At 70.9% G+C, this 20,872-nt stretch carries 29 protein-coding genes; 5 read left to right on the top strand and 24 right to left on the bottom strand.

Features of this window, described 5'->3' with window-relative positions; all coding sequences use genetic code 11:
• From VIW71_RS14270 to VIW71_RS14255, 4 genes are all read left to right on the top strand, one after another.
• A partial coding sequence (locus VIW71_RS14270) for a hypothetical protein (RefSeq protein ID WP_331622583.1) occupies positions 1 to 418 on the top strand: 418 nt, incomplete at its 5' end.
• Complete coding sequence (locus VIW71_RS14265; RefSeq protein ID WP_331622580.1) at positions 415 to 636, top strand: hypothetical protein; 222 nt, start codon at positions 415 to 417, stop codon at positions 634 to 636. The genes VIW71_RS14270 and VIW71_RS14265, both read left to right, overlap by 4 nt.
• A gap of 77 nt (positions 637 to 713) precedes the next feature.
• The gene (locus VIW71_RS14260; protein ID WP_331622578.1) at positions 714 to 908 is read left to right on the top strand and encodes a hypothetical protein; all 195 of its coding nucleotides are present in this window, start codon (positions 714 to 716) and stop codon (positions 906 to 908) included.
• Between the two features lie 260 nt (positions 909 to 1,168).
• A complete protein-coding gene (locus VIW71_RS14255; RefSeq protein ID WP_331622577.1) occupies positions 1,169 to 1,996 on the top strand; it encodes a Ku protein in 828 nt (275 codons plus the stop codon).
• 93 nt (positions 1,997 to 2,089) lie between these two features.
• Here VIW71_RS14255 and VIW71_RS14250 read toward each other — a convergent pair whose 3' ends face one another.
• From VIW71_RS14250 to VIW71_RS14185, 14 genes are all read right to left on the bottom strand, one after another.
• The gene (locus VIW71_RS14250) at positions 2,090 to 2,602 is read right to left on the bottom strand and encodes a hypothetical protein (RefSeq protein ID WP_331622576.1); all 513 of its coding nucleotides are present in this window, start codon (positions 2,600 to 2,602) and stop codon (positions 2,090 to 2,092) included.
• The gene (locus VIW71_RS14245; RefSeq protein WP_331622575.1) at positions 2,599 to 3,282 is read right to left on the bottom strand and encodes a hypothetical protein; all 684 of its coding nucleotides are present in this window, start codon (positions 3,280 to 3,282) and stop codon (positions 2,599 to 2,601) included. Before VIW71_RS14245 ends, VIW71_RS14250 begins: the two co-directional genes overlap by 4 nt.
• A 103-nt stretch (positions 3,283 to 3,385) precedes the next feature.
• Positions 3,386 to 4,075: a hypothetical protein gene (locus tag VIW71_RS14240; RefSeq protein ID WP_331622574.1), complete on the bottom strand. Its 690-nt coding sequence runs from the start codon at positions 4,073 to 4,075 to the stop codon at positions 3,386 to 3,388.
• 2 nt (positions 4,076 to 4,077) lie between these two features.
• Positions 4,078 to 4,440 carry a hypothetical protein gene (locus VIW71_RS14235; RefSeq protein ID WP_331622573.1) on the bottom strand — a complete coding sequence of 121 codons (363 nt, stop codon included), beginning with the start codon at positions 4,438 to 4,440 and terminating at the stop codon, positions 4,078 to 4,080.
• A gap of 43 nt (positions 4,441 to 4,483) precedes the next feature.
• The gene (locus VIW71_RS14230) at positions 4,484 to 4,789 is read right to left on the bottom strand and encodes a hypothetical protein (protein WP_331622571.1); all 306 of its coding nucleotides are present in this window, start codon (positions 4,787 to 4,789) and stop codon (positions 4,484 to 4,486) included.
• Positions 4,786 to 5,487: a hypothetical protein gene (locus tag VIW71_RS14225; RefSeq protein ID WP_331622570.1), complete on the bottom strand. Its 702-nt coding sequence runs from the start codon at positions 5,485 to 5,487 to the stop codon at positions 4,786 to 4,788. The genes VIW71_RS14230 and VIW71_RS14225 overlap by 4 nt, the downstream gene beginning before the upstream one ends.
• The gene (locus VIW71_RS14220) at positions 5,484 to 6,089 is read right to left on the bottom strand and encodes a hypothetical protein (RefSeq protein WP_331622568.1); all 606 of its coding nucleotides are present in this window, start codon (positions 6,087 to 6,089) and stop codon (positions 5,484 to 5,486) included. The genes VIW71_RS14225 and VIW71_RS14220 overlap by 4 nt, the downstream gene beginning before the upstream one ends.
• Positions 6,086 to 6,331, bottom strand: a complete 246-nt coding sequence (locus VIW71_RS14215; RefSeq protein ID WP_331622567.1) for a hypothetical protein — start codon at positions 6,329 to 6,331, stop codon at positions 6,086 to 6,088. Before VIW71_RS14215 ends, VIW71_RS14220 begins: the two co-directional genes overlap by 4 nt.
• A 119-nt stretch (positions 6,332 to 6,450) precedes the next feature.
• A complete protein-coding gene (locus VIW71_RS14210) occupies positions 6,451 to 6,966 on the bottom strand; it encodes a hypothetical protein (protein WP_331622566.1) in 516 nt (171 codons plus the stop codon).
• A gap of 20 nt (positions 6,967 to 6,986) precedes the next feature.
• A complete protein-coding gene (locus tag VIW71_RS14205; protein WP_331622565.1) occupies positions 6,987 to 7,373 on the bottom strand; it encodes a hypothetical protein in 387 nt (128 codons plus the stop codon).
• Positions 7,374 to 7,546: 173 nt separating this feature from the next.
• Complete coding sequence (locus VIW71_RS14200) at positions 7,547 to 8,929, bottom strand: 3'-5' exonuclease (RefSeq protein ID WP_331622563.1); 1,383 nt, start codon at positions 8,927 to 8,929, stop codon at positions 7,547 to 7,549.
• Positions 8,930 to 8,980: 51 nt separating this feature from the next.
• Complete coding sequence (locus tag VIW71_RS14195) at positions 8,981 to 10,213, bottom strand: hypothetical protein (RefSeq protein WP_331622562.1); 1,233 nt, start codon at positions 10,211 to 10,213, stop codon at positions 8,981 to 8,983.
• 236 nt (positions 10,214 to 10,449) lie between these two features.
• Positions 10,450 to 11,274, bottom strand: coding sequence for an SAM-dependent methyltransferase (locus tag VIW71_RS14190; RefSeq protein WP_331622561.1), 825 nt, complete (start codon positions 11,272 to 11,274; stop codon positions 10,450 to 10,452).
• Positions 11,275 to 11,288: 14 nt separating this feature from the next.
• Positions 11,289 to 12,137, bottom strand: coding sequence for a helix-turn-helix domain-containing protein (locus VIW71_RS14185; protein WP_331622560.1), 849 nt, complete (start codon positions 12,135 to 12,137; stop codon positions 11,289 to 11,291).
• A gap of 462 nt (positions 12,138 to 12,599) precedes the next feature.
• Between VIW71_RS14185 and VIW71_RS14180 the strand changes: the two genes are divergently transcribed.
• Positions 12,600 to 13,280: a hypothetical protein gene (locus tag VIW71_RS14180; protein WP_331622559.1), complete on the top strand. Its 681-nt coding sequence runs from the start codon at positions 12,600 to 12,602 to the stop codon at positions 13,278 to 13,280.
• 105 nt (positions 13,281 to 13,385) lie between these two features.
• Here the strand turns inward: VIW71_RS14180 and VIW71_RS14175 are convergent, their stop codons facing one another.
• From VIW71_RS14175 to VIW71_RS14130, 10 genes are all read right to left on the bottom strand, one after another.
• Complete coding sequence (locus tag VIW71_RS14175) at positions 13,386 to 13,679, bottom strand: hypothetical protein (RefSeq protein ID WP_331622557.1); 294 nt, start codon at positions 13,677 to 13,679, stop codon at positions 13,386 to 13,388.
• On the bottom strand, positions 13,676 to 13,975 hold the full coding sequence (locus tag VIW71_RS14170) for a hypothetical protein (protein ID WP_331622555.1): 300 nt from the start codon (positions 13,973 to 13,975) through the stop codon (positions 13,676 to 13,678). Before VIW71_RS14170 ends, VIW71_RS14175 begins: the two co-directional genes overlap by 4 nt.
• On the bottom strand, positions 13,972 to 14,361 hold the full coding sequence (locus VIW71_RS14165) for a fic family toxin-antitoxin system, toxin component (protein WP_331622554.1): 390 nt from the start codon (positions 14,359 to 14,361) through the stop codon (positions 13,972 to 13,974). The genes VIW71_RS14170 and VIW71_RS14165 overlap by 4 nt, the downstream gene beginning before the upstream one ends.
• On the bottom strand, positions 14,358 to 14,630 hold the full coding sequence (locus VIW71_RS14160; RefSeq protein WP_331622553.1) for a plasmid mobilization protein: 273 nt from the start codon (positions 14,628 to 14,630) through the stop codon (positions 14,358 to 14,360). The genes VIW71_RS14165 and VIW71_RS14160 overlap by 4 nt, the downstream gene beginning before the upstream one ends.
• Positions 14,631 to 14,829: 199 nt before the next feature.
• Positions 14,830 to 15,396: a hypothetical protein gene (locus VIW71_RS14155; protein ID WP_331622551.1), complete on the bottom strand. Its 567-nt coding sequence runs from the start codon at positions 15,394 to 15,396 to the stop codon at positions 14,830 to 14,832.
• 149 nt (positions 15,397 to 15,545) lie between these two features.
• Positions 15,546 to 16,580, bottom strand: coding sequence for a hypothetical protein (locus tag VIW71_RS14150; RefSeq protein WP_331622550.1), 1,035 nt, complete (start codon positions 16,578 to 16,580; stop codon positions 15,546 to 15,548).
• A gap of 661 nt (positions 16,581 to 17,241) precedes the next feature.
• Positions 17,242 to 18,555, bottom strand: a complete 1,314-nt coding sequence (locus VIW71_RS14145; RefSeq protein WP_331622549.1) for a hypothetical protein — start codon at positions 18,553 to 18,555, stop codon at positions 17,242 to 17,244.
• Positions 18,556 to 18,759: 204 nt separating this feature from the next.
• Positions 18,760 to 19,356, bottom strand: a complete 597-nt coding sequence (locus tag VIW71_RS14140) for a GIY-YIG nuclease family protein (protein WP_331622548.1) — start codon at positions 19,354 to 19,356, stop codon at positions 18,760 to 18,762.
• Positions 19,353 to 19,655 (bottom strand): hypothetical protein, encoded by a 303-nt coding sequence (locus VIW71_RS14135; protein WP_331622547.1) that lies wholly within the window; start codon positions 19,653 to 19,655, stop codon positions 19,353 to 19,355. Before VIW71_RS14135 ends, VIW71_RS14140 begins: the two co-directional genes overlap by 4 nt.
• 157 nt (positions 19,656 to 19,812) lie before the next feature.
• Positions 19,813 to 20,601 carry a GntR family transcriptional regulator gene (locus tag VIW71_RS14130; protein WP_331622546.1) on the bottom strand — a complete coding sequence of 263 codons (789 nt, stop codon included), beginning with the start codon at positions 20,599 to 20,601 and terminating at the stop codon, positions 19,813 to 19,815.
• Positions 20,602 to 20,872: the final 271 nt, after the last annotated feature.

Here is a 20,872-nt window from a genome sequence, read left to right as displayed (position 1 = left end):
CCCCGGGGCGGCCCCTGCCCGGCCCGCCCATCCGACCACCACCAGCAAGGACACGACCGTGACTACTGAGGACCGCGCCCGCCAGCAGGCCGCGAGTGACACGCTGAGCTTCACCCCGCACTCCGTTTCCGAGACCCACATCCTGCTCATCAGCGACGTGCAAGACATCACCACCGATGCCGGGACCCTGATCGTCACCGAGGCGCACATCACCTACCACCGGTACGAGGACGGCGGCCGCCGCGTCACCGCCCGGATCTGCGGCACGCTGCGCGAGCTGTACGACGCTGGCGCCTCGGACACTTTCGGCGACCACAACTACGGCAACGGCCCCGGCGCGGACTGGCCGGACTGGCTCGCCGGACTCGCGTGGGACTACCACCCCGAGCCGCACCTGATCCCGCCGAGCAGCACGTGAGCGCCAGCATCACCCTCCACTGCGACACCCTGTGGCGGTACGCGGCCTGCGCCGGGCAACTCATTACCGATGCCGCGACGGTGACCGAAGCCCGGGAGGCCGCCAAGAAGCGGGGGTGGCGCATCCATCCAGACGGCAACGACTACTGCCCCAACTGCTCCGGAAATCGCATTCAGCCCACCGTCAACGTCGTTCAACTGCGCCCGGACCCCGCCTGACCCCGCACCCTCTTGGGCCGTGCCGCCGGACACCCGGCCGCACGGCCCACCCATCCAACCCCAGCAAAGGAATCGCAATGTCCTGGAACAAGCTCAGCAAGGCCCAGCAGAACTACGCGCGCCGGCTCCGTGACCGCCTCTGGGAGGCCGGGCTCACTACGTCCGTGTCCCAGATCGCCGCGCGTCTGGACGACGCCGCCGAATGGGACCGCGGTGACCTCACCCTCGAAGAGCTCTGCGCCCGCACCGGGTGGGAAATCCCCGCGAAGTAGCGGCCAGGCTGCTCGCGCGTGCCCGGCGCGGCACGCTATGGTGAGCACATCGCCCCTGCAAGGGGTCGCAATTGTCTGACATCCTGCCGCGGCAGTACACCAGACGGTTGTTCATCGCCCCTCTGAGGGGATGCAAGCATCGGCCCCGCCCGTCGGCGGGGCCGCTTCGCGTTTTCGCCCCTGACAAGCACCCCGACCTGCACGGACACCCGCCCCGTGCCTACGCTGGAATCGGAACCGCGTAGGAAAGGGGCGCCACCATGCCGCCTGTCTGGTCCGGGGCCGTCACGTTCGGCCTGGTCACCATCCCCGTGCAGCTCCAGACCGCGGCCCGCTCTCAGAAGATCCCATTCCGGCAGATCCACCTCGCCGACCACGGGCGCGTCCGGTACCAGAAGACGTGCGAGCTCGACGGACAGCGCCTGGAGCCGGGGGACATCGGCCGCGCCTACGAGACCCCCGACCACCAGCTCGTTCCGCTCACCGATGACGAGCTCGATCAGATGCCGCTGCCGACCGCCAAGACCATCGAGGTGCAGGGCTTCCTCGACACGTCCACCGTCGACTCCATGCAGCTCGACACCCCCTACTTCCTCGCACCCGCCTCCCCGGCGGCGAACAAGCCCTATGTCCTGATGCGCGAGGCGCTGGACCGCTCGGGGAAGGCCGCAGTCGGGAAGGTGGCGCTCCGCGGGTCCGGCGAAGCGCTCGCCATGATCCGGCCCGATGGAGACGTCCTGGTGCTGCACCGACTCAGGTGGCCGGACGAGATCCGCACCCCCGACGACGCGGCGCCCCGCGCCGAGGTGGACATCAGCGACGAGGAGATGGCCGGCGCCCTGGCCCTGATCGAGGCCATCGGCGACGTGGACATGAGCCGAGAGCGCGACGAGTACGCCGCGGCGATGGAGTCCCTCATCGACGCGAAGGCCCAGGGCACCCAGCCGCCGCTGACGGCCGCCGAGCCCGAGCAGGCCGAGGCCGACACCACCGACCTCATGACCACCCTCCAGGCCGCCACCGAGCAAGCCCGCGCCGACCGCGGAGACACCGGGCGGCGCCCGGCCGGGCGGCGCCGCAGCCGGTAGGCGGACCGCCGGGACGGCGCGAGCCGGGGGAGCGGACGACCAGGCCGCCGGGATGACGCCGGACTGCGGCGAGCTCCCGGGAGCGGGACGCACTCAGGTCTCCCAGGGGTAGGTGGTGATGTCGGCGGGGCGGACCGCGGTGGCCCCGGCCCGTACCAGGACGTGTGCGAGGAGCCGGCCGCGTCCGGGAACCGGCGGCGGTACGGGCTGCTGGCCATCTGCCGGGTGGGCGCCGTAGCGGATGGTCAGCTTGTCGTCGGTGGTGAGCAGCACGGTGTCTACACGGTCCCAGGCGTCGCCTTCGCGTACCCGGAGGGCCAGGTCGCCGTGGTCGCCCTTGACGAGCACCGCGAGTTCCGGTGTAGGGCAGGCCAGCACACTGCAGGGCGTCTGCCGTCTGCGGCGCCGCATCTCGGGGTCGATGGCGTCCGCCGCGTCCGCTGCGGTCAGGCCCGGGAAGCCGGGTAGCGCGCGGATCCGGGCCGCTTCCCGGGCTTCGATCAGCTCCTCCAGTTCCAGGAGCGTGGTGTGGCTGACGCCGGGAATCCGGAACAGCTTGGCGTCGACCGCCTCGGATGCCGCCGCGAAATCCCCTGGACTGGTCACTTCGGTCCTTCCACGTCGGGTGCGGCCAGCAGCTCGCCGCCTGCGGCAGCCAGGTGCAGGCGGGGCGGCTCGCCCTCGGCGAGGACGGCGGGTTCCTTGCCGGGCCGGGGCCATCGGTCGGCGCGCAGCCCGTACGACGGCGGCTCCCAACTCCGGTCGTGCTTCCACGCCCGCGCCCACCGGTACAGCTCCACCCACGTCTCGTCCGTCCGGCGGAAGTAGCAGGGGAGCAGGCCACCGGCGTTCGGGATCGGCTCCACGCGCGGCTTGGCCCGCTCAATGCGGTGCTGGGCGCTGCCCCACGCCCGGTGCCGGCTGCACGTCCATACCAGTGTCAGCCAGCCCGTGTCCGGGTCGGTGCGCGCGAAGCTGTCGACGCTGTTCTGGCCGCACTCCCCGGCCCGGCGGATCATCGGGGCCTGGCACGCGCGCCCCTGGTTGGCCGGGGAGTGCCAGTCCATCTCGTAGCGGGGGGCGTCCGAGGCCACCAGGTGGGCCAGGCGGGGCGGCTGGCGGCGGGTGAAGTCGACGCCGAGGATGTCGTTCGCGCGTGCCCATACGCTGCGGGGCTTCCCGACCTGCGGGTTCCGGTCCGGGTCCCTGGCGGCCAGCCACGCCAGCAGCAGGATCAGCTCCCGCGACTCGGGGGTCTGCCGGGGGTCGCGGTAGACCTTCGCCACGATGTAGTCGTACCCGTCCCCGCCGCCTCCCCTTCCGCCGCGTTTCCGTTTCGGTCCGGGCGGGGGCTGGTGTGCGTGTGCGAGGTGCAGCGCGGCGCCCACGTCAGTTCTCCTTCTGGCCGCGTGCGCCCGCCGGTTCCGGGGTGCACACGGTGGCGGATTCGATGACGGCGAGGGTGTCGCGGGCCTGCTCAACAGCCTGGACGCGGACCGAGGCGCGGATGGTCAGGTCGCACAGGCGGCGTACGTCATCCAAGGCCTTCTGCTGGGCCGTGACGCGGCGGGTGATGGCGAGCCAGTCAGCGTCGAGCCGGAGGCCAAGGATGAGGGCCATCCCCCGCCGGTGTTCCTCGTGCGTGGCCCGCTCTCCGTCCCGGTCGGCCGCCAAGGCGCGGATCGCGGGCTCCACGTGCGACCAGTCGGCACCATGCGGGCCGGTCTGCCCGGCCGCATCCAGGGCGTCCCGGGCCGCGGTGAGGAGGGCTTCGCGTTCGGCTGCACCGCCGCGGAGCAGCTCCAGGCCCGCGCGGGTGTCCCGGTCGTGGTGCTCGATGCCGATGATCTGCTCGTAATCGTCCTGTCGGCGTGCGCAGTCGGGGCAGGTGTTGCGGGGCGGTCGGTCGGCGGGCAGTTCCCCCTGGGTGACGGACCTGCCGCAGATCGCCTGCCCGTGCAGCCACGCCCCCATCCGGGCGTTCCATCTGATGACCGCGAGGTGGGTGTCGTCGGGCTCGTCCGGCAGGCCGAGAGGCCCGACGGGCACCAGGTAGCGGCGGGTGGTGTCGCGGTCCACGGTCACGCCTCCTTCCTCGCGGCCCGTCGCTCCTGCGTGGCCAAGGCGTCCGCGACGGTGAAGCCGTTGACGGTGACGAGCGGCGCTTGCTCGACGGCCAGGCGCTTCGCGGTCTCCTCGTCGAAGCGGTGCGCGGCCAGCCACGCCTCACGGCCCTTGTGGTACGAGTCCCACTCGGCGTCGTTCTCGGGCTCGCGGTCGCCGCCCTCCCACTGGTAGCCCCAGGACCACTGGCCGTCGGCGCCGAGGCAGCAGTGCGGGTTGCGGAAGACGCCCCAGCGGCTGGCGCCGCGGTACTCAACGGTGAGTTCGAAGAGGTGGCTGTCGATACCGTCCTCCGGCAGGCAGTTCACGGTGTACTTCACGGACTGGACGTTCGCCTCGGGCGCGCGGGCGCGCGGGCGTCGGTCATCGGTCCTCTCCTTGGGTTGCGGCTTCGTGCTCGGGCTCGGGCGTGCGGCGGAAGGTGGTGGCGGGGGAGCGCTGCGGGGGCTTGGGGTCGTTGCGGCGCCGCCAGATGTCCCACGTGGTGGCAGGCCGAGCGAGGGCGTGCGCGGCCAGCAGGACGACCTGACGCGGCTTGGAGCGAACCCAGGGGCCGCCGAAGGTGAACTGCCGCCACACCCACGTGTCCAGGCGGTCCCACGGGCGTACCCGGCCGAGGACGTAGCCGGCGGCGAGCGCGGCCACCGTGATGGCGATGAGGGCGATCACGCGAACGCTCCCAGCTCTTCGAGGAGGTGCTGCTCCCACAGGCCGCGGGCGGCGCCGTGCCAGTGGATGCCGAGGCCGTCGGTGGACCAGGCGCCGCACGTGCACTCGGCCTGGACGAGCACACCGGGGTTGGTGTTGGTACGGCGCGCTGTGTGGGCGGCGACGGCGTCGGCGTGGGTGGGGCACACGTAGCCGCCAGCGGGGTGGACGCCGCTGCAGTGGAGGAGCCGCCATCCGGTGTACGCCCACTCGGGCCGGGCGGGGGTGCGGCCGTTCATGGAGGCGTTGGTGTCGAATTCGCGGAGGCAGCCAGGGACGACGCACCAGCGCAGGATCGGCTCCAGGAGCCGGGCGTCGTCGATGGCGGCGCCGGTCTGTTCGGCGACGGCGCTGATGAGCCGGTCGATGGTGTCCTGGTCGGCGCCGCCGCGGGTGAGGGTGGCGGCGAGTTCGGCCACGCGGGCCTGGCGGGCGGTGTCGGCGTCGGGGCTGCCGGTAGGGGCCGGGGTGCCATCGAGGCGGTCGGCGCGGTCCCGCAGCAGGTCGGCTGCGGCGTGGACGCCTTCCCGGTACCAGTACGGGCCACGCAGGGCCTCCCCGCCGGGCGGAAGGTTGTCGAGGTAGTCGGCGTGCTCGCGCAGTGCGAGAGCGACGCGCTGGACGACTAGCGGCGGGTCTTGTCGGGGGTCGGGGGTCACCGGGGTTCTCCCAACTGTTCACGTACGGCCTGGACGAGGGACACGGGCGGGCGCCACAGGCCGAGGAAGCCCTTCGCGGGCACGGCCGTGGCGAGCGGTCGGGCGTCGCTGATCTCCCAGTGCCAGGCGTCGGGCTCGCCCCACGCCTCGCAGGCCGGCAGGCATCCGTCACCGGCTCGGTGGCATCCGGTGATGCGGGCGGTGGCGATGACGGCACTGCACGCGAGCGTCGAATGCGGGGTGTAGAAGCGGCTGGGTACGGCGTCGACCGCGTTCCAGAAGTTCCCCGAGCCGCCGAGTTCGTCCAGGCGGCGCGCGGCGTCCCGGCTGTACCGGACGATGCTCACGCCCTTCCGGGGGGCCTTGCTGGCGTGGAGGTAGATCTTGCCGCGGTGGTTGGTGCGGCGGGTCCGGTTCTCGATGGGCTTGAACCCTTCGGCGATAGCGAATGCATAAGGCTGCTTCACCGTCAGGGCCCGCACCGTGCCATCACGCTCGGCGGTCGCCGCGTCGGCGCAGTCCGGGTGCGTGCACGCGGCGAGCGTGTCCTTGTGCTGGGTCTCGCCGGCGGGACCGAGCCCGTAGTGCGTCCCGGCGGTCACTGGGTGACGCCCCGGCCGGTCTGGACGCCTTCGATGACGCGGGCCGCGTCGTCGTCGTGGGCGTGGCCGATCTCGTGGGCGAACTCGGCGACGTCCATGGGCCAGCGGATGTCGTGGTAGCCGATGACGACCTGGTGGCCGTCCTGCCGGACGGTGTGGACGGTGTCGCCGGGCCGGGTGGCCTCGGCGGTGACGGCGGCCGCCGCTTCGGGGCTGATGCAGGTGAGGCGGATCTCGGGCATGGGCTACTGAACTCCGTTCGGGCGGGCGGTGGTCTGGTGGGTGGTCCCCCGCCCGAGGGGGGTGCTCGGGCGGGGGAGCGGTGCCGGCCCACGTCCCCACGAGGCCGGCGGTCTGGGGGTCAGGAGTCGACGCGGGTCCAAGCGCCGCCCGGGGTTTCGCGGTGCAGGACGTGTCCGGTCCACGGCTTCCATCCGTGCTGCACGACGAGGCTTTTACGACCCTCGATCCACTCGTCGACCGCCTCGCGGCTGTCGAACGCGTCGGAGTAGGCGTAGTGGTTCCAGTCGCCGCCGGGGTGGACAGCCCACAGCAGGTGGGCCTCGCGGCGTTCCTTCTCCTCGCGGAGATGCGCGGTCCACAGGCGCTCGACTTCCTCCCAGCCCTTGGCCTGCTGCCACGCCTCGATTGCGGCGCTGTGCTCGCGGTAGAGGTTGCGCAGGGGGCGGGGGTCGGCGTCGTTGGCGATCGCCTGCAGGGCGGGGGTCTCGAATTCCGGGGCGTAGTTCTCGGAGGCGTACTCGTAGCCCTCGTTGTCGATCTTCCAGGTGAAGCCGAGAAGCTCCAGCCAGTCGTACTCGGTGAAACCGTCCGGGATGCCGTTCTGGGTGTCGGCGGGGGCGTTGGTGTCGGGCACGGTGGTGGGCCTGCCTTTCGTCAGCGGAGTTCGCAGGAGTCGCGGTTGCAGGTGCGGCCGATGCCGGCCCAGTAGGTGCGGTGGGCTTCGATGCCAGCCGCGAGCCAGTCGTCTCCGGCGGTGGCGTCGGGGCGGTGCGCGGCCCAGTTGGCGAGCGTCTCGTTCAGGGGCTCGCGGTCGTACCACTCGGAGAACCTGTGGTACTTGACCTTGTCGATCCAGGACTGGCGGGAACTGTTGTAGGCGCGCTGGGAGTAGTCGTAGCCGCTTGCGGGGTCGATGTCGTCCATGTCGGTGCCGGCCGCGAGGCAGAGGGCGATGCGGGCGTCAGCCATGGAGGTGCGCTGGTCGGGGGCGTGACTGCCTGCGTAGTGGCGGATGAGCGCGGCTGCGAAACGCGTGGACATCGGTCCCCCGGGGTGGTTCGTGTGGTGTGGTGCCCACTCTACCGTTAAATAAGTACGCGCGCAATCATTTCATGAGGGGGTGTGGCCCCGAGAGCCCCGGAACGCACTGCGGCCCCCGCCGGAAGGCGGGGGCCGCGAGGTTGGGCGGGCGTACGTACGCCGTGAGACGGAGTCTAGCCACGGACCTCCCCACCCGGGGAGGGTTCCGGGGCGGCTGAAGGCGATCGCGCCCATGGGCCGTCGCCCCCTTCGGGAAACTCGAACCCACGGCCTTCGGCCATCTCCCGGAGCCGCTCAACGACGGCCCGGCAGTCACCCAGCGCCCGGTGCCCGCCATTCAGGGGCTGCCAGGAGTAGTTGCCCCAGTAGTCGTTCCAGTCCCCGACCCAGTCGCTGTAGGGGATCATCACGTCCTCGAAGGCGTGGGCGCCCATCCAGTCGGCCGCAGCCTGTTCCGGAGCCGGGTGACCGGCGGCCCGGTGGTGGAGTGTCAGCTCGTGCCGCAGCCGGCCCTTGTCGTACGGGGCGTTGTAGATCAGGCAGCGCCGCCCGTCGAGGACTTCGGTGAGGCGGGGCAGGATCTCGGAGAAGGCGGGGGCGTCGGCGACCATCGCGTCGGCGATGCCGTGGATGTCGGTGGCCTCACCGATCGGCTCGCCGGGGTTGACCAGAGTGTCCAGCAGGACGTCACCGCGGCCGGTGATGACGGTGATCTCCACGATCCGGGCGTCGTCATGGAGCCCGGTGGTCTCGGTGTCGAGGATGACGACCTGGTCGTCATCGAGGCACCCCCGGGCCCACGCGGTCAGGTCCTCGGCTTGCCGCCGACGGGCCTCCCGTGCATTCTCTGCTGCTTCCCGGGCCTGCTGTTCGTAGGCGGCCCTCCGTTCCTCGCGCACGACCGCGCACGGCGCGCAGCAACGCGGCGTCCACGATCCGGTCTCAGCAAGGGCTGCCGCCGCCTCGTCATCGGTGGCCGTCTGCGCTCCGCACTCCGGACACGAGCGGCGCCACCGTGCCGCTTCCTCTTCCCGGACCTGCGCCTTGAGGGCGACGACGAACCAGCACGGTTCGCAGCGAGGGGCGGCCGGCACGCCGTGGCCCGTCCAGCGCAGCGGCGCCGCCGAGACTCGGCCACAGGACGCGCATGTTCGTCCGCGTCGTTCTTCGGCCTCCTCGCTTGCCTTGCGGCGGCACTCCTGGCACCGCTGGTAGACGATGTAGCCGCGGATTTCCCGGCACTGCGGGCACGTCCTGCGGGCGGTCTTCGCAGCTTGCTGCTTCGTCGACAGGGGCCGCATCTTCACCGCGCCGGCCGGGTCGTACAGCGGGTACGTGCCCCAGCCGACACCGCGCCGCCACGTGCGCAGTTCGGCAACCGGCTCCTGGGCCGGAGCCGGTTTCAGCCGGTCCGCCCGCAGTTGGGTCGCCGTCCGCAGATGTTCCGGCGCTTCCCCGGCCTTGTACACAGGCAGGGCCGCGGCTTCCGCCGCCGGACTGGGCTCCGACGTATCCGCCGCCGCGGGCGGTTCCAGATCAGTCGTCATGGAATCCATGTCCCTTTTGTAGAGGGTGGGTCCGACAACAGGGCGTCCAACAGGCCGAAGTCAGTTGCCGTCGCTCTGCTGGGCCCGGCGGAGCTGCTGCAGTTCGCCCTCGGCGAGCTGGAGCGCGGTCGCAGCCTCCCTGGCCTTCTCGCGCGCCACTTCCAGCTCTTTGCGGAGTTCATCAACCTTGGCGTCCAGTTCGGTGACGCGCCCTCGGAACACGCCGGCGTCGTCTCGCACCCGGGCCATCTCGGCGAGCAGTTCGGTGCGGGAGCGTTCGGCGGTGTCCTGGGCGGCTCGGACGCGGACGTCCGCGTCGTGGGCCGCCCGGCGGGCCGCCTCACCGGCGTCCGCTGCCGCCTGCTTCGCCTCGGCGGCTTCCGCCTTCGCCGCATCGGCCTCCACGCGCGCCTGGCCGGCCGCTTCCTTCGCGGCCCGGACCTCCTGTGCCGCGGCGTCGCGGGCGGCCGCGATCTGCTCGGTAGCTTTCTCCCGGACCCGGCTCGCGGCATCCTCGATAGCCCGGACCTGCTCGGCAGCGGCGGCCTCGACCCGGGAAACCCGCGCGGCGGTCTCGGTGAGCAGTTCCTGTTTGGCATGCTCGGCGACTTCGGTGATGAGTTCGATCTCGCCGGCCGCCTCGCGCCGGGCCGTCTCGACCTCCGCGGCGGCCTCGCCGCGGATGACCTCGACCTGCGCCGTGAACTCGTCCCTGGCCGCGTCCAGTTCGGCGACGGCCTGCTCAGTGGCCTCCTCGGCCAGCGCGGCGGCGGCCTGTGCCGCAGCAGTGGCCTGCTCGGCGCCCAGCCGCAGGCTCCGCTCCCGGCTCAGCTTCTCCTCCGCGCTGCTGACCTGAGTGGTCGCGGCCTTCGTGATGGCCTCGATCTGGGCTTCAGCCGCGTCCGGGTCGCTGATGGTGCGCAGCTCGCCGACATAGCGGGGCAGGTCGGCGGCGAGCTGGGTGAGCGTACGGACCAGATCGTCGCGCAGCACCGCCGCGTTCGCCGCAGCCGTGCTGACCGGCGCATCGGTGACCGCCTCAGCGGTCACCGTGCCCCCGCCCTCCGCCCCCGCCGGGCCGGAGCCCTTGCCACGCCGCTTGGCCCGGTACGCGGTCAGCGCGGTGTGGTCGGCCCGCATGCAGTACTTCGGCGCCGGCCCGGTCTTGGCGGGGTCTTTCGACTCCGCCGGGTTCGTGCACCCCGGGTACTGGCAGACCGGCCGGTCCTCGGCCTCCACCGCCGTGGTGGGGTTTCCCGTTGTTGTGTCTTCGCCGTCGTGCTGATTGCTCATCGTGGCCTCCGCTGGTTCTCTCGCAGGGCCCGGACCTTATCACATCGCATTACATCGCATTGTGTAGCTCAAAAATGCAATGCAATGTGATGCAATGCATTAGAGGTGCTCGCCGGAGGACGACCACCCGTGGCGACCAGCCGGGCCCCACCGTGGCCGCGGGGTAGCGTGGACAGCAGGGAGCCCCCTCCGCATGCGACGTGGAGGGGGCTCCGGGTGGCACTGATGGACCAGGCTTACGGCTTTCGGGCGACGCCGGCGTACATCGAGATCGTGCAGTCCGGGGTATCCAGCGCGATGGTCTGCTCCGCGTCGGGGCGCCAGGTGTGAGAGACCACCACGCCGGGGTCGACCAGCTCCAGGCCGCCGAACAGCGCGGCGACCTCACCCTCGGCGTAGGTCCGCAGGGGGACGCCGCGTTCACGGTAGATCCCCTTGAGCCGGTCCCACAGTTCCGGGTCGAAATCGTGGGTGACGGTGGACAGGGCCAGGTAGCTGCCGGAAGGCAGCGGGTCGAGGAGGCGGCGGACGATGGCCTGGGGGTCGTCCTCGTCGCCGAGGAAGAGGGTGACGCCGAGCAGGCACAGCGCGACCGGGCGGTTCAGGTCCAGCGCGCGCATCTCCTGCGAGCCGTAGATGGTCTCGGGGGCTCGGACGTCGGCCAGGACGAACCCGGTGCTGCCCTCGGGGGTGCCGTGGAGCAGGGCGTGCCCGTAGGCCAGCACGATGGGGTCGTTGTCCACGTAGACCACGCGCGCCGCCGGCTCGGCGGCCTGCGCGACCTGGTGGAGGTTCGGTTCGGTCGGGATGCCGGTGCCCACATCGAGGAACTGGTCGATGCCCGCTTCGCGGGTGAGGTAGTTGGTGGTCCGGCGCATCAGGTCGCGCTGCGCGCGGGCCACCGTCCGGCCCGCCGGGAAGATCTTCAGGACTTCCTCGGCCGCTTCGCGGTCGGCCTCGTAGTTCGTTTTCCCGCCCAGGTAGTGGTCGTACATCCGGGCGGGGTGCGGTCTGGTGGCGTCGATGCGCGTGCGGAGGTCGTCCGTCTCGGGCTCGGGCATGGGTGGGCCTGCTTTCAGGAGGCGCCGGCGCGGATACGGCGCAGGATGTCAGGGGTGTCTCTGGCACCGGCGATGCCGGCGCTCAGGGCGTCCAGAGTGCTCAGGTACACGGTCACCTGGTCCGGGTCGGCGAGCTGGGTGACGCAGGTCAGGGCCGGCAGGTACACGGCATCAGGCCAGTCGGCGGGGGCGAACCGCAGGTAGTGGAACGGCACCAGCTGGGGTCGCAGACCGCGGAGCGGGACGATCTGCAGGGCCACGTGCGGGAGTTCCAGCAGTGCCAGCAGGTGGTCGACCTGGGTGCGCATCAGGTCCGGGTCGAGCGCGGTGAGGGCCTCCTCCGGCATGACCATCCACACGTCCGGGGGCTGATCCCGGGTCAGGAGCCGCTGCCGGGCCGCGAGCGCCCCCAGGTGCCGATCAATCGTGCGCGCGTCCAAACCGGGGCGGGTACGGCGGATCAGCGCCCGGCGGTACTCCGGGGCCTGGTAAAGAGCCGGCACCATCGTGGAATACCCCCGCACCATCGAGGCCGCGGACTCATCGGCCAGCATCAGCGCGTGCCAGTCCGGCACCACGTCCCGGTACTCGTGCCACCAGCCCGGCTCGGTGGCCCGCTCGTACTCGGCATGCCACTGCTCCCGGGCCTCCCCGGTGGTGCCGTACAGGCGCATCATCGCCTCGGCCTTGTCGTACGGGACGGCGCGGTCGCCGTTTTCCCACCGGGCGACGGTGCTGCCCACAACGCGGACCGCAACACCGACTTCGGAACTGGTCATCCCCGCGGCCTCGCGCATCCCCCGCAGGCGCCCGCAGGTGTAGCGCTCGAACATCGACGGGGCGGGACGCGGGGGCCTCGGCACGGATTCCTCCTGTCGGGACTGTCGGGAGCGGCGAGCCATTCTGGCACGGATAAATGGCGTCTTGCCAAAAACCGGTGGGTGGGGGCAGCATGTACCCCAGCCGGTCCGCCGCAAGGGGGGCCCGGCATCCCCGGGGCGGGCCTGCCCAGGGAACGTGCCGACCAGGCGAAAGCCGGGACGGGAAAGCCGAACCGCAGCGCGGCACCCGTCCCGGCCACACCCACTCCCGGCCCCGCGGCCGGTGGAACGCTGCCCCCGTTCTGGCTCCTGTCCAGCGCGCCGGAACCAACGGGGGGCGCCCCGTGGGCTCGCCCCGCTCCTTGCATGAGGGGCGCGGCGAAGCGGGGGCCGGGCGGCGCGCGCCCGAGGTGTTCCACCACCCGGAGCTGTCGCCCGACCCCTGCGCATCGCCCCGAGGCGCGTCCGCCAGAATCCCCCACAAGTAGTAGGAGGGGGAGGACCATGACGCTGACGGATCTCGGGTACGTCGGCCCGGCGCAGAGCGACTACCTGTACCACTTCACCAGCCGGAACGGGGGCCGGCCCACGGGGGTGCCGGAAGAGATCCAGTGGATGAGCCCGGAGCAGCGGCTGGAGCGCATCCTCCACGAGGAGCGGCTCCTGGCCTTCCCTCCGTTCGGCGCGGACGTGCCATGCGTGTGCTTCTCCGAGTGCCCGCCCGAACACCTCGCGTACCTCATCGCCATGCGCTACTTCACCCCCTGGGGCATAGTCGTCACCCGCTCCGCACTCCTCGGGCTCGGGGGAGGCGACGTGGCCTACGTCCCGGACACGGTGGCCGCGATCTTCAGGGGCAAGGGGCTTGGGCACTGGGCGGTCCGCACCGGCCCCGACTCGACCTGGATGCACGAGCGTGAATGGCGCCTGCCCCGGTCGACCGGCGACGTCAGCCTGATCAGCGTCCGCGCCATCCTCGTAGGCGACATCAACTGGCGCCCCGCACCCGTAATGACGGGCTGGTGGGTTCACGGGTCGACCGGCGACGCACTGCCGGGCCCGGACGCCAGCCTGTACGCCCAGCCGCAGACGGAATTGCCCCGCCTCTGGCGGGAGTCACCCATCTGGGTCTGGAACCCCACCAGCCAGGAAGTGGACGAGCACCCGCCCGGCACCCTGCTCTGAGCCACCGACGAAGACACACCCCCAGCGCTCGGCACCGGAGGCCGCGCCCGCCGACCGAGCCAGCCGCGGAGCCCACCACCGCGCGCCAGCCGGAAACGCCTCAAATCAGTGGAACCAGACCAGCCGCGGTATCCGAAGCTCACGCAAGGCCGGGTACGCGACGTACTCCAGGAGCACGGGCTCTCCGGGGACGTGCAGCAGGTACCGGGCGCCGTGATAATCCACCAGGTCGCCGGGCGGCTGTTTGCCGGCGTCGATCGCCGCGCCGGCCTCGATAGCCAGGGCCACGATGAAGTTCGTGACCGCGGTCGATAACGCGGGCGGCATGCCGGCCATGACCTGGGCCGGGACCTCTTCGACATAGGCGGTCCAGCCCCGCCGTGCAGGGCGGTCGGTCACCCGGCGATCCCCTCGATCTCGATGCCGAGCCGCCCGGCGAGGTCCTCGATGGCGACCAGGCGACGGCCGGAAGCCGCATTCGCGCGGCTGCGCTCCGCCCCCGGAACCCGGTTGAGCATCGCCAGCATCCACCAGCGGCGCATCACGGTACTGATCGGCTCGCCTTCCTCGGCGCTGAGGACTTCGGCGTAGAACCGGGCCCGGTCCTCACCGGACAGAGCCTCACCGATCGCGTTGATCGTGTGCGGAATCGCAACGACCCGCGGGTCTTGCGGGTGCTCAGGCTGGGCGCTCACAGTGCTTCTCCCTCTCGGCCGATCCACGTCTTGATCTCGTCCGCGACCGCGCGGACATCCAGGCCCTCCCGGCCGATCCGCTCGGCCAGATCCCCGGCCTCCTTCACATCCGCCGCGACCACCGCCCCGCCCGCCGTCAGATACGCCGCGGCCACCACCGCACCGAACAACTCGTTGCCGTACTCCAGGGCCGGCACACGGATGAGCTGGTGCATCAGCGCCGCCGCCCGGTGATGCGGCTGCGGATACACCTGCCGGTCCATCACCCGGTCGGCATGCCGGGCCACCGCCGCAGCCAGACTCCCGAAATCGACGACGTCCGGATCACCCGGCAGGTACCGGTGCGCGACATCCAGCAGCCACGCCCGGTCGATGTGCACGATCACGCCGCAGCACCCTGCTCGTCGACGAGGTGGCCGCGTCCGCGGCCAGCCGGGCTGCTGGCGTTGGCCGGGTGACCGAACCGCTCCGCGAAGTGCTCGCCCCACTCGGCACCGAAATACGCCGCGGCCGACAGGAACCGGTGCCGCAGGTCGTTCGCCTCATCCGCGACCACCTGCCGCACATAGTCCGGCACACTCATCCCCGCCGCGGCCGCACGCGCCTCGATCTCCGCGTACTGGGCGTCATCCACACGCACATTGATCTGCCTCATACCCGCATCGTAGCGGCCCGCACGCGCCGCTACACCCGTGGCGGGGGATACCGGCCCCCGGCCCACGGGGCTCGACTGGGGACGTCTATCCGGACCATCCGGACCGCCCCACGCGCGCGCGGAACGGCGCTGTCCGGCGGCGACGCGGGCAGGGAGGACGACCGCCGTAACGGCAGTCCCCCGTGCCCGTCCGGCCCGCTCAGCCCAGACCAGCCTTCAGCTCATCCGTCTCCAAGTCGAATTTCAGCGTCAGCGCGCCGATCAGGACCCCCGTCGCGTACCCCTCGCAGGACGAGTCGTCATCCCCCGCCGACGGGTCCCCGGCACAGCCGTCCGCGTCGTACCCCCGCGCATCGGCCACCATCCGCTCGATCTGCTCCACCGAACTCCGGTACCGGTCCCCCGCGTCCGCCTCCGAAATCGCCTCGATGACCCCGGTGTACGCGTTCAGGTGGGCAGTGAGCAGGTTCTGGCACATGAACGAACCGGGCATCTGGCAGGCGTCCGCATCCGGGCGATCCCCCAACGCCAGCAGCTTCGGCCCCCACTCCACCGACACCTTCACCTGCTCACCCACCCCGGCCGTAGCCGTCACCACCGCGGTGGCCGGCGCACTGCTGGCGCTGGTGCTTGGCGACGCGGCCACCGTCGCCGCCGACGCGGACGCCGACGGCGAAGCGACCGGCTCCCCATCAACCGCCCCACAACCAGCGGCCAGAAGACCGGCAGACAGGACTAAAGCGGCCGCAGACGTACGCGTGCGCATGGATCCCCCTCCAGGGTGTCAGGAAGGGGAAGTCTCCCAGTAGGGCCCGACCGCGTCCCCCGAACAGGGACACCGCGACCAGGCCGTGACCTCGGGCGGGGGAAGGCGACCGCTGGGATCTGGAGTTCCGGCCCCGCAACGTGAGCGCATTACCAGGGACGCACGTTGTCCGCTCGTGCGGCGGGGGTGCGGCCGTCCTGGGCCTCTTGGGCGCGTTCCGCCGCCATCCGGGTCAGCTCCTCCAACGTGGCGACCTCGTAGTTGTCATTGTGGCCTTCCTCCGTCACCGTGACGACGATGGTGCCCACGCGAACGAACGCCTCGCCCTTCCCCTCCGACACTTCGAGGGCGAGCGACTGGTCGCCGAAGGCTGGCATGGCCAGCAGCCTGGGTATGGAGCTCTTCTCTTGCTGGGTGATGTCGTCGTAGGCGCGTTGTGCGTCGGCGGCCGAGGCGCAGGCGACTACCTCGAAGAGCGCGCTCTGGTCGTAGGGGCTGCGGAAGGACGCCTGGGCCAGGCTCAGGATCATCTCCTCGCACCGCTTTCGCTGCGGCCCGCGGCAGACGTCGGCGCCCGACTCGACAGATGCTTCGGACTTGCTCCTCCAGCCGGTCGGCATGCTCTGCAGGTCGGGCAGGACGGCCTTGACCATCGCGGGGTCCTTCAGCACGGTGACCCTGTGCCCGGCGTGCGACAACGGCCAGTCGCTGCCGGTAGCGAGCTGAGCGAGACCGTAGACCACCAGAGCCAGCACGACAACCACCGCGACGACGGCCACGAGCGCCCCCGGGTCGCCCTTGCGGATCTTGGTGACCACGTGGTCGCCGAGTACGAAGGTGCCGCGGGCCCGACCGCTTCGGTCGACATTGATGCTGCCCACGATGGTGGGCGGTTCGGTCGGCTTGGGCGGGGCCAGGACGCTCGCCAGATACGCGGCGAATGCCGGATCCTCGGACAGCACCACCGACAACTTCTCGCGCAACCGCGAGCGCGCGTCGGGATCCTCCGGCGTCTGTTCCACCGCCGATACAGCCTCCTCCCCCCCGCTGACGCTCCCCAGCCGACCGCGCACCAGGCCGACGATCGCGTCGGCGACCGCACCGCCCGCCGCGGTCGCCGCACCGCCCGCCGCCAGCGCCACCGCGTCCACCGCCGCAGCCGCCAGATCCACCCCGTCTGCCATACCCGCCCCCAGCCCTCCGATTACCTCAACCATCGCAGGATGCAAGGGAATTGGACCTCCGCGTGCGACAGCAGCCGGGCGGCCACTGCCGCAGTGCTGCCAGCTCCGCCCCCTCTACGGGGGGATAGAGCACGACCACCCCCTGGCCTGCCGGGCGGAGACCCGGCGCCGGACGCCGGAGCGCCCGCGAGCCACCGCCCGGGCACCCCAGAGGGGCACTACCGGCCCGCGCCGGGGCGGACCAGGGAGTCCGCTAGCTGGAGCGCGGACAGGACCTCGCCCGCCGAGCTCTGGTCGAGCTTGAACGCCAGGAGGGCGGCCAGGAACAGCATGAGCCTCGTGGTGGTTGGGTCGGTAGGGATCCGGCCATTGGTGCGCACGATTACGGACGCGAAGATCACTATTATGCCTCTCGGAGTCGGTCAAGCCGTCAGGATTTGGCTTGGCCGCCCGGCCCTAGCAGGGAGCGGCTGCACCAGGCGAGACGGAGCCGTTCGCGCGGCTCCGTCCCCGTCGGTGCGTCCACGACCCTACTCGTTAATCATTACGTACGCAATTATTTCGCGGGTTTCGGGATAGGGAGATGCGCCGGCCGCTGCGTGCCGGGCGGGCCCGCCGTGCGGCGGGAGCGCTGCGGGTCGCGTGCGGAGAAGCCCGGCCATCAGGCACCTCCGCTAGCAGATGAGGCCAGGGTGCCGGTCTCGGCCGCCTCGTGCTCGCAGCGTCGGCACAGGCCGCTCTCGGCGCCCAGCGTCGGCCGCCCGCACATGCCGTCGCGGCCCCAGCACTCCGGTGCCATGCCGGCCGTGTCGTAGACGACCGCCCGTGGCCCCGGGAGCGTCGGACTGGCAGCAGCAGGCACGCTGACGGCCGCACCAGCCGCCTGCGAACGCTCCACCCGCCTGTCCGCCTGCCGCTCGCCACACGCCCGGCATGGCTGGCCCGAGTCCACGTCCACCCGCTCGTCACACCGGTCGTGGTCGGACCGGTCCGCGGCCAGCATGCTCACCAGCGGGCCGACAGGCTGCGTCGGCAGCCTCCCGGCGTAGAACTCCTGCGCCCAGTGCTTGTCCCACCGGTTCAGCACCCGGAACCTGACGAGCTGCTCCGGGGTCCGCTCGGCCGGTGTACCGGCGGCCAGGCCGGCGAGGATCGCGTCCCCCAACGTCCGGGGCGTCGCCGGCGGCAAAGCCCGGGCCAGATCCGGCAGACGCCGCTCCAACTCGTCCCGCACCGTGCGGATCGCCGCGGCGTCACCCTTCGACCGTGCGGGCCTGCTCTTCTCGGCCGCGGCGGAGCCGCCCCCGGCCCGCCCCCTACTACCTGAGCTTTGGCCTCCGGCGTCCAGGGCGGCGCTACGCGCCGAAGGCGCATCCGTCTTCTCTCTCGTCTTCTCTCTCACCGTCTTCTTAAAGACTGCGGGCTCCCCCGACAGTCGGGAATCCCCACACTCGGGGCCGACCTGCGACGATGCGTCGTTTCCGCAGGTCGCACCCGAGTACGGGTTTTCCGGCACTCGGGGAACAGCGACACTCGGTCCCTGCCGGCGCTTCGGCTGAAGCTTCCCCCGGCGTCGCTCAGCGTGCGCCACCGCGGCGGCCGTCGGCTCGATTACCGAGGCTCGCCGGACATCGGGGCTGAGTTCAACCTCGGCCAGCAGAGCGGACACCTCAGCGTCGCTGGCCGGCGTGTCGAAGACGTACATCTCCGTCGACCACTCGTTGCCCTCGACCGACATCATGCGGACCTTCACCACGTACCGGGCCACCTGGAGCAGCCCCATGGCGTTCGCCATCGCATCCCGGCCGTACCCGTACTTCGCCCCGACCTCGGAGAGAGTGATCTCCCAGCCGTCCCGGTGTCGGATCAGCACCGTGAGCAGCGCCAGCGCCATGAAGTCGAGGTTGGCGGCGTCATCGATCGTCTCGTTGGGGACGGCAGCGAACCGCTGCGGACGCCATGAGCGCTTCCTCACCGCGCACCGCCGCCGGGAGCCCCGTGTGTACGACTTGGCGCATCGCAAAGTACAGTCATGCGGCGGGACCGGCTTTCAACAGGTGGGTCTGTGCGTTACAGCAGCGGGGTGCGACCCGCTGGACTTCGAGCGGCCGGACGGGACTCCACTCCCACCGGCCGCTTCGTCGCATGGGGCCGACCCTGGCGGGGCGGCGGGCCCGTGTCATAGCGCCTCGCCCCGCTTCCTGCGGGGCTTCCCGGCGTCCACGGCGGCAGCACTCAGGCTCGCCTGAGACGCGAGATCCAGGCGGATGACCTCTTCCTGCACCTGATGCAGCGCCAGGCTGAACAGTGAGCGCGACGTGCGGTACCGCGCAGCATGAGGAGCCAGCGGCCGGGGCTGGCCTCGTCTGGAGTACGCTCCGCCTTCCACCTCCTCGCGGAGCTGGACCTTCAGGGCAGCTAGCTCCCTGTCCAGGCCCTCGTCACGCCTGCGTTCGCGGAACAGACTGCCGTTGCCCATGCGGTTGGTGCCGCTGAAGCGGGGCTTTTCGGCGTGCTCGATCTCGGCTTCCAACTGCAGCGCGGCCAACCGGCTGTCGCACCAGGCGACGGTCTTGCCCGCTACCCAGTGCCACCATAGTTGGGTCGCCGCGTGCTGCTCCCAGCGGCGCTCTGGGTCGGCGCTTATGCCGACGTAGAGCAGTCGGCCAGCCGTGTCAAAGAGGCGGTACACCGCAGTGAGACCCTCAAGGCGGCTGTTGTAGGCGCTCTGTGGGTTGAACTTTGGGGAGCGCTGCTTCCGCTTCCGCTCGGTCACTTCATCCCCCCTTCGTTCGGGGTCATGCCGATCCTCCGCTTCCGGGGGCCCCTGTCTCGGCCGCGCCCCGTCCTCGGGTGGGTCCGGTAGAAGTCAAGGAACACGCCGGTCTCCATGGTCCGGGCGCCGGCCACCACGATGTAGTCGTGAGCCTTGCCGGGACCGAAGGGCCAATCTGGCGCAGTCCGGGCCATGTACCGCACACCGTCGCCGGTTGCGTGCTCATCAATGCCGAGTTGCACGAGCAGGGCAGCGCCCGTCTCAAAGGTGACGAAGGGCGGGAGGTCGTTGTCGTTCATCGGTGCGACGGCACCGCCGTTCGACTTTTACGGACACTCCGAAATAGGCTCATGGCGAACCCTCTCTTCCAGGGGTGGTTCATGGGGTCGACGCGCTGGGTGCGTTGGCTCGGGACGGCCGGCCGGTCGCTACACCGGTCGGTCGTTCTCTTTCTGGCTACGTCTCTCCTTCCTCCTGCCTTGGCCACGCTGCCGAGGCGTCCCGCTGGACGGCGTACGACACTGCGAACTGCTCCGCGGCCATACGGGTTTCGTTCACCTCGGCGACGATGTCACGACCGTTGTGATTGATGGTCGAGCTGCGCGTCACTACGAGGACGGGCACCTCGGGAGAGATTCCCAGGGCAGTCTGCTCCGCGCGATCAGGACGTCGGGCTGAGATGGTCTCGCGCCATCTCAGCGGAGCATTGAACCGACGCTCCAGGACGTCGTAGATCCCACCAGGGCCGGGTCGCTCGGCCCCAAGTTCGGCGATCTCGCCGACCAGCCTCATCGGTAGGTAGCTCGTGGCGAGCTGGTGCGCGTACTGGGCCCCGGGCGGACCCATGAGGCGTTCACGGGTGAACGCCATCTCGTCCGGCGCCAGTCCAAGTAGTTCCGAGACGTGAGGCGGAGGCACCGTGGCGCCGCGCGTTGGCTTCTTGACCGCTGCCCAGTCCTTAGCGTTCTGGTCGAAGTAGTAGCCGATCTCGTCCCGGTAGACGTTGCGGTCGCGGACCACGGTGACGTGGGTCGGCCGCTCACGGACGACAGGCGGATGTCTGCGAGTGATCGTCAGGTATCCCTCGGCGGCGAGCTGCTTGATGGCCTTGTAGACCGTCCCGCGATGCACGCCGTACTGCTCGGCGAGGGATTCACCAGATGGCAGGGCCGCCCCGGGCTCGTACTCACCCGCCTCGATCGCACGGCGGACCCCGTCCGCTACGCGATGGGCTTCCCCATTCATCTGTCCTCCTCACTGAGGGTCAATTTCCGTCTTCCTTTCGTCGTAGACTATCCTACCGACAGTAGAAGCTGCTAGCGTCGGTACTGTTCGAAGCAAAACGGCCCCGAGCCGGTGATGACGCACCGGCAAGGGGCCTCTCGGAACGATCCGCCCTGCTTGCACAGGAGGAGTGATCCTGATGAGGGATCGTAATGCCGCTACCAGTCGTAGCGCACGCCAGAGGAGCCGCGGCGTCGGCCCCGCCACAATTGCCGCCCCCCGTTCTCAGGCC

This window comes from Streptomyces sp., from assembly GCF_036524955.1.
GTDB lineage: Bacteria > Actinomycetota > Actinomycetes > Streptomycetales > Streptomycetaceae > Actinacidiphila.
Note: the sequence above shows the minus strand (reverse complement) of the source record. Positions and strands in the feature narration are given on the sequence as shown.

What these genes read in the sequence shown, in the direction of transcription:
- VIW71_RS14260 (WP_331622578.1), top strand. Translation starts at nt 714, where the DNA reads ATGTCCTGGAACAAGCTCAGCAAGGCCCAGCAGAACTACGCGCGCCGG.
- VIW71_RS14130 (WP_331622546.1), bottom strand. Translation starts at nt 20,601, where the DNA reads ATGAATGGGGAAGCCCATCGCGTAGCGGACGGGGTCCGCCGTGCGATC.
- VIW71_RS14180 (WP_331622559.1), top strand. Translation starts at nt 12,600, where the DNA reads ATGACGCTGACGGATCTCGGGTACGTCGGCCCGGCGCAGAGCGACTAC.
- VIW71_RS14200 (WP_331622563.1), bottom strand. Translation starts at nt 8,929, where the DNA reads ATGGATTCCATGACGACTGATCTGGAACCGCCCGCGGCGGCGGATACG.
- VIW71_RS14195 (WP_331622562.1), bottom strand. Translation starts at nt 10,213, where the DNA reads ATGAGCAATCAGCACGACGGCGAAGACACAACAACGGGAAACCCCACC.
- VIW71_RS14255 (WP_331622577.1), top strand. Translation starts at nt 1,169, where the DNA reads ATGCCGCCTGTCTGGTCCGGGGCCGTCACGTTCGGCCTGGTCACCATC.
- VIW71_RS14150 (WP_331622550.1), bottom strand. Translation starts at nt 16,580, where the DNA reads ATGGCAGACGGGGTGGATCTGGCGGCTGCGGCGGTGGACGCGGTGGCG.
- VIW71_RS14155 (WP_331622551.1), bottom strand. Translation starts at nt 15,396, where the DNA reads ATGCGCACGCGTACGTCTGCGGCCGCTTTAGTCCTGTCTGCCGGTCTT.
- VIW71_RS14160 (WP_331622553.1), bottom strand. Translation starts at nt 14,630, where the DNA reads ATGAGGCAGATCAATGTGCGTGTGGATGACGCCCAGTACGCGGAGATC.
- VIW71_RS14135 (WP_331622547.1), bottom strand. Translation starts at nt 19,655, where the DNA reads ATGAACGACAACGACCTCCCGCCCTTCGTCACCTTTGAGACGGGCGCT.
- VIW71_RS14205 (WP_331622565.1), bottom strand. Translation starts at nt 7,373, where the DNA reads ATGTCCACGCGTTTCGCAGCCGCGCTCATCCGCCACTACGCAGGCAGT.
- VIW71_RS14190 (WP_331622561.1), bottom strand. Translation starts at nt 11,274, where the DNA reads ATGCCCGAGCCCGAGACGGACGACCTCCGCACGCGCATCGACGCCACC.
- VIW71_RS14215 (WP_331622567.1), bottom strand. Translation starts at nt 6,331, where the DNA reads ATGCCCGAGATCCGCCTCACCTGCATCAGCCCCGAAGCGGCGGCCGCC.